Origin of the sequence: Paraburkholderia sp. HP33-1, from assembly GCF_021390595.1 — a bacterium.
Lineage (GTDB): Bacteria > Pseudomonadota > Gammaproteobacteria > Burkholderiales > Burkholderiaceae > Paraburkholderia.
Window position 1 is genome coordinate 1 of the sequence record NZ_JAJEJR010000004.1, and the last position, 11239, is coordinate 11239.

Annotated in this window: 11 protein-coding genes; 8 read left to right on the plus strand and 3 right to left on the minus strand. The window is 58.6% G+C overall.

Going from position 1 to position 11239, the window contains the following annotated elements; all coding sequences use genetic code 11:
- The 3 genes from L0U81_RS32240 to L0U81_RS32250 all read right to left on the minus strand — a co-directional run.
- Positions 1 to 929 (minus strand): hypothetical protein (locus L0U81_RS32240; RefSeq protein ID WP_233810131.1); only part of this gene is annotated, 929 nt, incomplete at its 3' end.
- The gene (locus tag L0U81_RS32245; RefSeq protein ID WP_233810133.1) at positions 929 to 2389 is read right to left on the minus strand and encodes an acyl-CoA reductase; all 1461 of its coding nucleotides are present in this window, start codon (positions 2387 to 2389) and stop codon (positions 929 to 931) included. The genes L0U81_RS32245 and L0U81_RS32240, both read right to left, overlap by 1 nt.
- A 77-nt stretch (positions 2390 to 2466) precedes the next feature.
- Positions 2467 to 2964, minus strand: a complete 498-nt coding sequence (locus tag L0U81_RS32250) for a MarR family winged helix-turn-helix transcriptional regulator (protein WP_233810135.1) — start codon at positions 2962 to 2964, stop codon at positions 2467 to 2469.
- 189 nt (positions 2965 to 3153) lie between these two features.
- Here L0U81_RS32250 and L0U81_RS32255 point away from each other — a divergent pair, with 189 nt between their 5' ends.
- The 8 genes from L0U81_RS32255 to L0U81_RS32290 all read left to right on the plus strand — a co-directional run bounded on the left by L0U81_RS32255 (position 3154) and on the right by L0U81_RS32290 (position 11221).
- Complete coding sequence (locus L0U81_RS32255) at positions 3154 to 4215, plus strand: ecdysteroid 22-kinase family protein (protein WP_233810137.1); 1062 nt, start codon at positions 3154 to 3156, stop codon at positions 4213 to 4215.
- Positions 4216 to 4373: 158 nt separating this feature from the next.
- Positions 4374 to 5192: an SDR family NAD(P)-dependent oxidoreductase gene (locus L0U81_RS32260; protein WP_233810139.1), complete on the plus strand. Its 819-nt coding sequence runs from the start codon at positions 4374 to 4376 to the stop codon at positions 5190 to 5192.
- 84 nt (positions 5193 to 5276) lie between these two features.
- On the plus strand, positions 5277 to 6233 hold the full coding sequence (locus L0U81_RS32265; RefSeq protein WP_233810141.1) for a MarR family transcriptional regulator: 957 nt from the start codon (positions 5277 to 5279) through the stop codon (positions 6231 to 6233).
- A gap of 418 nt (positions 6234 to 6651) precedes the next feature.
- Entirely contained in the window at positions 6652 to 7590 is a 939-nt protein-coding gene (locus L0U81_RS32270) for an alcohol dehydrogenase catalytic domain-containing protein (RefSeq protein ID WP_233810143.1), read from the plus strand.
- On the plus strand, positions 7578 to 8744 hold the full coding sequence (locus L0U81_RS32275; RefSeq protein ID WP_233810145.1) for a DUF1214 domain-containing protein: 1167 nt from the start codon (positions 7578 to 7580) through the stop codon (positions 8742 to 8744). The genes L0U81_RS32270 and L0U81_RS32275 overlap by 13 nt, the downstream gene beginning before the upstream one ends.
- Positions 8745 to 8772: 28 nt before the next feature.
- Positions 8773 to 9942 carry a sulfotransferase family protein gene (locus tag L0U81_RS32280; RefSeq protein ID WP_233810147.1) on the plus strand — a complete coding sequence of 390 codons (1170 nt, stop codon included), beginning with the start codon at positions 8773 to 8775 and terminating at the stop codon, positions 9940 to 9942.
- Positions 9942 to 10451: a VOC family protein gene (locus tag L0U81_RS32285; protein ID WP_233810149.1), complete on the plus strand. Its 510-nt coding sequence runs from the start codon at positions 9942 to 9944 to the stop codon at positions 10449 to 10451. Before L0U81_RS32280 ends, L0U81_RS32285 begins: the two co-directional genes overlap by 1 nt.
- Positions 10448 to 11221, plus strand: coding sequence for a 3'(2'),5'-bisphosphate nucleotidase CysQ (locus L0U81_RS32290; protein ID WP_233810151.1), 774 nt, complete (start codon positions 10448 to 10450; stop codon positions 11219 to 11221). Before L0U81_RS32285 ends, L0U81_RS32290 begins: the two co-directional genes overlap by 4 nt.
- The last annotated feature ends 18 nt before the right edge of the window (positions 11222 to 11239 follow it).

The window sequence follows — 11239 nt, forward strand, 5'->3', positions numbered from 1 at the left end:
GCGCCTTTTTTCCCGCCTCCGATACTGATGATGGTATCGGGATGAAAGTCGCCGTCGGCAATGCCTCGTTCGCGGCCTGTGGCCACGATCTGGTACAACATGCCCAGCATGCCCATGATAAACATGGGCTCGTGGCGCCGATCGAGCAATTGGTCGATGAACCGGCCGAAATCGGCTTGTACGCGTTCGCTCCGTTCGCGGCTTTCGTTCTGAAACGCCTCGATTTCGCTTGGCAGCGCGGTGCCGTCTGCGATCGCTCGTCGCATCCGTCCCATGCGCGTCATTTGCGCAGCACTCTGAGGCACATCCGACATATAGTGAAGGTCGCCCGGCATCGCAATCGATTCAGCAAACTTGGCCATTCGTTCCGTGCCGGTATAAGAGCCGGAAGAAGGCGTCAAGAGGAACACGGGATAACGCCGTGACGGATCACGCATACCGCTCGCGGCCCACCGAATGCCCTGCGCGAGCAGCCGCCATCCAAGTTCCCGGTCAACTTCACTTTGGTAAATGAACGATTGTTTGCCCGACGTTCCGCTCGAACTCATAACGTAGTGCCCATTGCGGCGCAGCTCGTTGATCCAGTCGTCGAGATCGCGAATCGCGTCATAGTCGAGTCCGTCGATCTTGCGCGTCGTGAGCGTCTGCAGCCACGCAGTGAGATGGCGCCATTTGCCCTGCTCGATGAATGAATCCGGATAGCTCTTATATACGGCGTCAGCGAAGAGCAATGGAACTGCATCGCTCATGCTCTGCACCTCGACGACGCCAGCTTCGCTGGCCCGTTTGTCCAGGATGCGGATCTGCTGCCTTCGCTGTGCGAAGCGCTCGCCGACCGCCTGCAGTTGCATTGCATGGAGGTTTTCGGGGACATTGCGGAAAGGATCTGCAACGTCTGTGAGCGGTAGTAGCGCAGAAAGGGCTTGCATCACCGTGTCTCCTCCAGATTCGGACCGGCTTCTTCCGATACCCATTTCATGAAGCGATGGATTGGGAACATGCCGTCATGGGGATAGCCGCCGACACCGTCGGAGATCGACTCGCCCAGCGCCACCATGCGCTGGACGCCGGCACATGCCAGCGCATCGCGTACCTCGGTCACCCGGTGGGGCGGATAAATCCCGACCGTCTGCGTGGCGACGGTCGCGTGCCGGGCGCCATCGCGCAGACTTGTCACAGGAACAACGTTGACGGTCTTGCAAATGGGGTGGAAATCCACCATTTCGTCAGAACGAATGACGAGCCCCTTGCCGTTATAACCCCCGAATACACGATAAAGCGGCTCCATTTCACGCAGCACGTCCACGGCCTCGCGAATGTCGGCGGGCACGAGCGGACCTTGACCGTCGCCGTACCGATAGTCTTCGCCAAGTGCGAGCGCGAGGTGCTCGCAGTAGCGGTCGGCATCGTCTTCATCGCCTTCGACGAATTGATACCGGCTCGCATTGCACGCGTCCTGATTGAACGACAGTACGTCGGCTGCACCCGCGCGTGCGACCTCGCGCAGTACTTCATCGGATGCAAATGCTTCACGGCCGATCAGCGAGATCGATACCTTTGGGTCGAACGCAACCAGTTCAAGGCCGGGTCCAGCGTAGCGCATCGCATGCCGAACTGCGCTCTCGCCGCCCCATACAACAATTTTGTCGAAGTACTGCGGACGATAAAGGATCGACTCGACGTTTTCATCCCCACCGCGCCAGTATGCGGCGGAAAACGATCTGGTGACCGGATGATCCGGGTCGATTTCGGCCATGGTGCGCAGGATTGCAGTGGCTGTGAAAAGATCGTTCGAAGGCAGCTTGAGCAGGTGAACGCCTTTCGTAAGCGCTGAGCGCATGACGGTCATGGCTGCCACCATCGGCGAATTGCCTGCGAGGATGTGGACGAGGCGCGGTGGAAACGCGCGCAGGCGACTCGGGCGTCCACGCAGAGTGCGTGCCACCCAACCGTCGACAAGGCGCGCGTCTCCAAGACTCACGCGCAGTTCGTCCTCGATCACCTCACGTGCGAAAAGATTGGGAATGTCGCGATAGCAGTTTTCGAGGATCCGTCGCCCTAGCGGACTAACCTTGATCATCGATTCAAGCGCGGCCTGCATCAGCGGATTGACATCGAGGTGCAAACGCGGCCCGAGCTCAACGAGAAAGTCGATGATCTTCGAGACAGGAACATCGAAAGCAGGGCCGGACTCAGCGCGCGGCCACACAAGATCGTCCAATTCGATCCTGGGCGTGCAAAAACCTTGCCCCAGATCACGCGAAACGTGTCTGATGGCGCATCCTGTGACGGTGCGCCCGCGGTACACGTGAGGAACCGGCAGTGGTGCGAGGTCGGACTCCGGCGCAGGTATCGCGCTTTGCTTTACCGTTGTTTCGGTGTGCTCCATGAACAACTCCTTTTCAGTAGCAGGTACCCGTCGACTTCGGCGCCGACGTTGTTCGATTCGGAGGTTGATATCGCCAGTCAGCTCAGGTTGGCGACCATCCGATCGAGCAGGGTTCGGACAGTGTCAACTTCATCGACCGCGAAGCCGCGAAGCTGGCGATTGCTCGTTTCGACGATGAGCGGCAGAGTCTCTCGCAGCAACTGGCGGCCACTTGCCGTCAGTGCGAGCTCGACAGAACGTCTATCGGAAGTGCTACGGATCCGCTCGATCAATCCTCTTTTTTCGAGCGAATCGAGCTTGCGGGTCATGATGCTGCCGTCAGCGAGAAGTATTCGGCACAAGGCGGTGGGTGTACGAGCACGCTCGTCGAACAGCGCTTTCAAAATTCCCCACTGTATTGCTGAAAGTTTGCTCGCAGCGAGCTTACGGTCGATTTCCGCGCCAAGCAGAAGATGAACCATGTTCATCTTGAACGCGACGCTCTCTTCAGTACGGTATTCGTTCGGAGCGAGCGTATGTGCGGGTTCGGCGCCAGCGATGGCCCTCTCAAGCGTGGGGAATTCGGGTAGGTTCATCGATTACCTGCAAAAGGAATTTTTGCGTTTGCAAGCAACTATATGCACGTCATTCAAAATATGCAACGCACGGATAGGTGTGGTTTTCCCCATGTTGCGACCTGAAGGCCGTCTGCGCGACGATGCGCACGCGTGCTTTATCCGCAATCTTCGGGAGGAACCTTGTCTGAATCTGGTGTGATAAGTGACATGAGCTTGCCTGTCACTGTCGAGGCAGTGACGGCAGAGTGGCTTACTTCGGCGCTCGGATTCCGATTCCCCCGCGTCGAAGTGCGCTCGTGCAAGCACGTGGATGTACTACCGGGCACGTCGACCAAGGTCCGCGTGGCTCTGGAGTACAACGACGCGGGTCATACGATGGGGCTGCCGTCGCGAATGATCGTGAAGGGCGGCTTTGAGGAACATAGTCCGTCGATGAAGGAGATGTATCGCAATGAAATGCGCTTTTATCGCGACATACTCCCGTTCGTAAACATGAACGCACCGAAATGTTTTTATGCCGGCGCTGATCCTGACGCCTGGCAGGCCGTCGTGGTGATGGAAGACCTGACCGAACGTAACGTTCAGTTTTGCCGTGCTCAACAATCTCAGCGTTACGAACAGGTGGCCTTGCGTCTGAGTGCGATGGCGCGATACCACGCGCAAACGTGGAATAGCCGGGAATTCGACACTGGTGGTCGGCTTGAATGGGTCGGAGGGCGCTTTTCGGACTGGTCGTTGGAATACCAGAACCGCTACCTCGAGCCGGATGTCTGGGCGCATTACGTATCGTTGCCAAGAGGAGCGGCAGTAAGCCGGTATCTGCACGATCGGGACTGGATGGTGGCGGCGCTCGGACGCATTGCGCGCGAACATAAGCACAAACCGGTGTGTCTCATTCACGGCGATACGCACCTTGGAAATCTCTACGTCGAAGCTGACGGAGCACCAGGCTTTTTCGATGCTCAGGTTAGCCGCGCGCCCTGGAGCCTCGAGGTCGCTTACCACATAGGGTGCGCGCTCGATATCGAGGACCGCCGTTTGTGGGAGCGGTCGCTGCTTGAACACTATCTTTCGCAGTTGGCACTTAACGGCGTCAAAGCACCGGATTGGGACGAGGCGTGGGTCGACTATCGACGCGATCTCGCGTACGGATACTTCATTTTTTCGATCAACGAAACGCGTTTCCAGACGGAGGCGGTGAACACGGCATATGCGGCACGCTTTGGTGCCGCATTGGTGGATCATGGCGCGGTGGGCAAATCAATCTGATCCAAAGCCTATAATGCAACTAAAAGTTGCATTATAGGCTTGACAAGACTAAGCTCGACTATCAGCAGCGTCCTGGCGAGTGACGGATTGAACGGTAACGCGTATCTGCTCGCTCGGCCGCTCCAGATGACGTTCGACATAAATCAACCAATTACAGCATGCCCGCTCCGAGAATATTTCACCAACGTTTAAGCGGCAAGATCGCGATCGTGACCGGCGCAGGGTCGCTCGGTCAGGGTTTTGGCACGGGCAAGGCAATTGCCTGTCTTTTTGCGGCGGAGGGCGCGTCTGTCTGTCTCGTCGATCAGCAATACGAGCGGGCAGCGGAAACGCTCGCGCTGATCACGGAAGCGGGCGGCAGCGCGTTCGTATCTACCGGCGATATCACTGACGGCGCTATCTGTGCGCGCATTGTCGAAGAAACCGTTGAGCGGTATGGTGGTCTGGACATTCTCGTCAACAACGTCGGGGTCTCAGGCGCGCCGGGTCGGTTGCAGGATGTCGACGAGGTGTCCTGGGATCGCGTGATCGACGTCAATCTGAAGAGTGCGTTTTTGATGAGCCGAAGTGCGGTGTCGAAGATCGTGGCACGCGGAGGCGGGGCAATCGTCAATATCAGTTCGGTCGCGGGCATCCGCAGCCACGGGTCGGCGGCATATGGCTCGTCAAAGGCCGGAATGGTCGGTTTTACGCGTGAACTCGCGGTGATGTACGGCCGCGATCATGTTCGCGCCAACGCCATTGCTCCGGGGCATATTTTTACGCCGATGGTGCAGAGTATGCTTAGCGATAATGCTCGCGAACGCCGCCGCAAGATCGCACCACTTCCGTTGGAGGGGGATGCGTGGGACGTCGCAGCCGCCGCGCTGTTTCTCTCCAGCGATGAATCGCGATTCATTACCGGCACGTGCCTACCCGTGGACGGTGGTGTGACGGAAGTCGCGGCACTCGCGGCATACGATCTGGTTCAACAATAGCGGTCGATCTGTCGAATGTGTGCCTGGTCACCCGAAGCGGCTATTTGCGCGGAGCGTTCGGGGCGTCTTTTCTGGTAACTTAGCGTGGCTGAATTGACCCGCGTTACAGGAAACGGCACCTGTTTGGCGCTGGCACGGACCGTGAAGTTGCGCTCCATGCCAATCGCCGATTCGCTCGGCAACGCGTTTTTGCTATCCGACGAGCGGGGGTCTGAACCGATCGATAATCGCATGGGTGCTCGCAAGACTGCAGATTCGCTATTTGCCGCGTTAGCGGATGCTTCCCGACGACAACTGTTGACTCTGCTGAACGCGGGTGCGCGAAGCACAGCGGTACTGGCGCGTGAACTGAATATATCGCGTGCAGGAGTGACGGGGCACGTGAATGCGCTCGTCGAGGCTGGGTGGCTCGATGTCGCTTATGACGAGAATGGCGAGGCGTTCTATTCGAAGCGTTCTCAGGCCGAAGCCCAACTCCTGGCGGAATGCGTAGCGTTGCAGAAGCCCGAAGGTTCCGGGGCTTGCGATGCGTTGGACGAGAAGGCGGAGGCTTGGGCGCGCGAGTGGCCAACGGAAGACCCGAACGTCTATCTCATAGGGCAACGACTTCTACGACTGTCCGCCCACATCGATCGCGCACTCAAGGAAGCCGCCGCGAGTCAGGGCCTGCTTGCGGCCGAGCTGTTGCTGTTGGACACGCTTCTGGTTTCTGGGCCGCCGTACACCCAGTCTCCAACACAACTACAAAAACCACTGGCGATGACGCTCGGCGGCATCACGAAGTGTGTCAGCAGACTTGAACAGATGGGCTTAGTTGAGCGCATGCCGGATCCGGCGGATGGGCGTGGAATTCTTGTGCGAATGAAGTCGCACGCGCGCAAAGTTTTAAGGAATATTCTTCGTGAGAAGGAGTATGGAACCGACTGGGTCGCATCTAGTCACATGGCGCCTGAGCGGCGTGCGGCGCTCTCGATTTTGCTGCGAGAACTCCATCTCTTTGCGGACGCGGAAGCCGCACGTCGGTGTGTAGAGCGCGGCTGATCTAGTTTCGGCGATCACCGCTGCGTTGACACAGACTGACTCATCGCATCGCAGCTAGCAATAAGCGCGCAAGACACACGACCAGTCTCCGGCCAGCGTTCTCAACCGGCCCTCTTCTCCCCATTTGTTGCCTCGGACGCATCCGGTGGCAATCGACCACTCCAGAACAACGATGTGCTTCGGAGCGATAGCTCCGCGCCAACGCAATGGAGCGGGTGCTTTCTAGTGCTCTCTCGGTACAAATACCTGGACGAGCCACGATACTTTCCTAGTAAAGTATATTTCAGGTGCTTGATGACGACCAGGACATTCACGTCAAACGGAGATCCGAGCGATGAGGGCCGCATATTTCACGAGGGTAGGTTTGCCGATAGAAGTTAGGAGTGTTGCCGATCCTACTCCGGCATCTGGAGAAGTTGTGCTGAAGATTCACCGCTGCGGTATTTGCGGATCGGATCTTCACATGACGGATGGACACGCGCCACATTTCACGCTCCCGGAAAATTCGACACTCGGTCACGAATTCGCCGGCGAGGTGATTGCCGTGGGAAAGGGTGTAGAGAAGCTGAAGATGGGCGATGCTGTTACGGCGCTGCCGTTCGTCGGATGTGGGCATTGTGCGACCTGTCTTTCAGGGAAGCCCAACTTTTGCGCGGAGTTCAAAGGTGCCGCCGCCGGTTTCGCGCAGTATGCAGTCGTTGCCGAGCGTGTAACGACCCGGCTCCCCAAGACGCTGAGCATGGAGGACGGCGCACTGATCGAACCGATGGCGGTTGGCTTGCACGGCGTTGCGCTGGCAAAACTCCGGCCGGGCGCGAAAGTACTCGTGATTGGCGCGGGTCCAGTCGGGCTTGCAGCGACGTTCTGGGCTCGCCGCCTCGGTGCCGGACGCATCGTCGCGACCGCATCCTCCCGGCGTCGTGAAGCGCTTGCGCGGCAGATGGGCGCAGATGAGTTCGTGGTTCCGGAACAGGGGCAGGATCTTGCGGCGCTGGCTGGCGACGCTCTTAAAGGCCCACCAGACGTCGTTTTCGAGTGCGCAGGGCAGAAGGATCTGATTGCGCGGGCGATTCATTGCGTTAAGCCGCAGGGTGACGTCATAGTGCTCGGCTTCTGTACGGTGCTGGACCAATTTGTTCCCGCGGTTGCGGTGTGGAAGGAAGTGCGAATAAAGTTCGCTGTCACCTACAGCATGCACGAGTTCACTCACGTCGCAGACGTGTTCGACGCGGGTTGTGTCGAACCTCGGGCGATGATTACCGATCGCGTCTCTCTCGACGCGTTACCCGACGTGTTTGAAGCGCTGCGTGATCGCTCGACGCAATGCAAGGTAATGGTGAATCCGTGGCTGAGCTGAAATCCTGGCGCGACTATCTCTCCCAATTGGCAAACGCCGAGAGTCTGCTGGACTTGACAGAGACACCCAGCGATCCACAAACGCGCGCGGAGCTGTACCGGCAGTTCCAGATGAATCTCTCGCTTGCCTACTTCATCTACTTCCAATCCGATCCGCTTCATCCAGACTGGCTGCCTTTCCTCAATTCGGTCTTCATGTTGCAGCCGAATCCGGACGATACCTATTTCGTCGCACCTTTGCGAGGAGATCTGCGATACCGGCTAGTTGGAGAACGCGGCAGCGTGCATCTGCTGACGCTTGACATCGGCCGCGGCATCATGGGAACTACCGACGAAATTCACCCGCCCCTCGGTCAATTCGATTTCGATGATCTCGAGATTGGGGACGACGGCAGCTTCGAGATCCTGTTGAGCGCGCAGCGTCCTGCCGGGCACGACGGCAACTGGCTTGAACTGCACCCCGAAGCAGACTTCGCAATGCTGCGCCAGCGCTCTTATGCATGGGGAGCGGAGCGGGACGCACGAATCGCCATCGAGTGCCTCGATGCTCCTCTGATGAAGCCGCGGATGGACCACGAGAAGATCGCGACACGTACCAGCGAGCTGATGGACTACGCTGCGCGCTTGTCACGCCGATGGCTCGCGCATATGCAACAACTGCGCTCGCGAATCAATATAAACGAGTTCGAGTTTTTCGCCTTCGGTGGCGGTCTAGCGAAGCAGGCGTACTGGCAGGCCATTTTCGACTTCGATGGTGAAGAAGCGCTCATTCTCGAAACCGCGTTGCCGCAAACTCGCCGCTATTGGAATGTCCAGTTGAACGACGCTCTGTTCAACGCGCTTGACTATATCGATCACCAAAGCAGCCTCAATGGAGTACAGGCGCACGTCGACGAAGACGGTCATTTTCGCGCGGTGATTGCTCATCGGGATCCCGGTGTTATCAACTGGCTGGACACATGCGGGGTCAATCGCGGGACTGCGATAGGCAGATGGTATGGGTGCAGTTCCGAGCCAGTTCCGACGCTCAAGCGCGTGCCGCTTTCCGAGTTGCGCGATCACTTACCGGCCGGCACTCGCTTCGTAGAGGCAGGCGAGCGCGAGCGACTTCTGCGCGCGAGGCGCATAGGTGCGCAGCTACGACGGCGTTGGTAAGGACCGAATGGTTTTCAGGAGACAATAGATGTCACTACCAAAACGATTCACGGGCGCGGAAGAGGAGCTCCACGAGAGCGCGAGTGGGGCTGCTGGTTTAAGCGATTTCGGCTCGAGCGCTCAGTACATGCCGGGTCTGACGCAGCTTTTGAACGCCCTCGACGAGGACGGGCCGCGCTTTGCGCCGGGCGGACGCGAATTTGCATGGAATGCCGTTGTCGGCGCTTTAGTCTCGCGGCTGATGCTTGTAGAGGGCCTGCGCAAACATGCCGATGTTTGTTTGCAGACGCCGCGACGTCCGCTCGTCATCACTGGCATACCGAGAACGGGTACAACCGCTCTGCACAAGCTGCTTTCGGTGGATCCGCAATTTCAAGGCCTGGAAAAATGGCTCACTGTTTTTCCGCAACCACGGCCGCCGCGGGATACTTGGGCCGGCCATGCTCACTTTCGGGCGACCGAAGCCGGGCTCCAGGCCTTTTTCAAGTCGGCGCCAGAGATGCGAGCAGCGCACAACATCGTAGCCGACGAGGTAGATGAATGCCTCGAAATACTGAAGCAGGGCTTTTGCAGCAATCTGTGGGGCTCATCGTTCCGCGTACCTCAATATGACCGCTGGTGGCGCGAACAGAGCGAATTGCCGGCATATCACTATCTCGCAAAGACGATTAGTCTGATTGGCGTGTCCGACAGCGGAAAGACGTGGCTTTTGAAAAACCCAGGCCATCTGATGCAGTTGCCCGCGTTGTTCGAAGTCTTTCCCGATGCATGCGTCGTGCAGACTCATCGTGATCCAGTGGAGGCGCTGCCTTCGCTCGCTAGCGTGCTGGCGATGGCGCGTCGCGTTTCTGAGGGCGATCAGGTCGACAGGCAAGAGATCGGCAGGCGTGAACTCGATAACTGGGCGAGCGCCAGCGAAGCGGCGATTGCGGCGCGCGCATCGTTGCCGAAGAAGCAGTTCATCGATGTCAAGCAGGCCGACCTGCACGCCGACCCGATTGGCACAGTGAGGCGTATCTACGGTTACTTCGGCTTCCGATTGACCCCCGAAACGGTGGACGCGATGCGCCGACGCATTGAGGAGAGTCCTGAACGTGCCTATGGTGCGCATAAATATGCGGAGGACGAGTTCGGCCTTGCACCCGCTGCGGTCAGGGAACGCTTTTCCTGCTACATGACTACCTATGGGCTGCACTGATGAAAACGCTCTCGCTTTCGCCGTTCTCCGGTTTTCTACAGATTGCGTACGTCACAACAGATGTGGACGAGGCAATTGACCGATTCCGCACGCAGCAGAACGTGCCAATGTGGGCGCGTTTACCGGGCATTGAAATCGAGTCCATCGTGGGACGCCGCTGCAAGCTGAACATCGCTCTTGCGTTTGTCGGATCGATTCAGCTGGAATTGATTGAGCCGCTTTCGGGCGACGACCGCGTTTATCGTGATGCGCTGCCTCAAGACGGCTTCGCGATCCGCCATCATCACATAGCGCAGTTGATTGAGAGCGAAGCCGCTTTCGATACACAGCGTGAGGAAATGGCCGCCGCCGGTGTGCCGATCGTCGTCGACGGTCAGGCACCGGGCTCCGCTCGCTACTTCTACACAGATCATCGGGCGACGTTGGGGCACTATGTCGAGCATATCTGGTACACGCCTGCCGGGCTTGCTGCGATGGAACAGGTGCCCCGCAATGGAGTAGTCCAATGAACACTGTCAGCACCGCGCATTGGGTCGACGATGATCACCGCCTTGCGGTGCACATCGCTACGGTGGCTGGCAGCGCCTTAAATGCGATACGTGCGTCGGCAATCCTCACGGGCACACCGTTGGGAGCAGTTGGCGATGCAACCGCGAACGAACTCATTGCACACATTCTCGCTCAGACCCGGCCGGAAGACGGCTTTCTGTCGGAAGAGTCCGCGCCGGATCCAAAGCGATTAACCCTCGATCGTGTATGGGTGATCGACCCGCTCGATGGAACGCGCGAGTATGGCGAACGCATCGAGGGGCGCGAAGACTGGGCGGTTCATGTGGCGCTGACAGTTTGCGGCGAGCCTCGCGCTTGCGCCGTGGCGCTTCCGGCTCGTGGCGTGACATTTGGGACGCTGTCGCCGCCTGCGGTGCCGACACCGCCTGAAGGGCGGCTGAAAATTCTCGTGAGCCGTTCGCGCGCTCCGGAGCTGGCAAAGAGGGTTGTGCAACGCCTGGACGCTGAACTTATACCGATGGGCTCCGCAGGCGCAAAGGCAATGGCAGTACTGCGTGGCGAGGCTCACGCGTATCTTCATGCCGGTGGGCAGTACGAATGGGATTCGTGCGCACCGGTTGGCGTCGCGCTTGCGGCTGGCCTTCACGCCAGCCGCATTGACGGCAGCTCATGCATCTATAACGGGACTGACGTCGCGATGCCCGATCTACTGATTTGTCGTCGGGAAATTGCCAAAGTGATGCTCGGTGCCATCGCTGCCGCGCAGTGAAACTCCCTTGTACAAGGA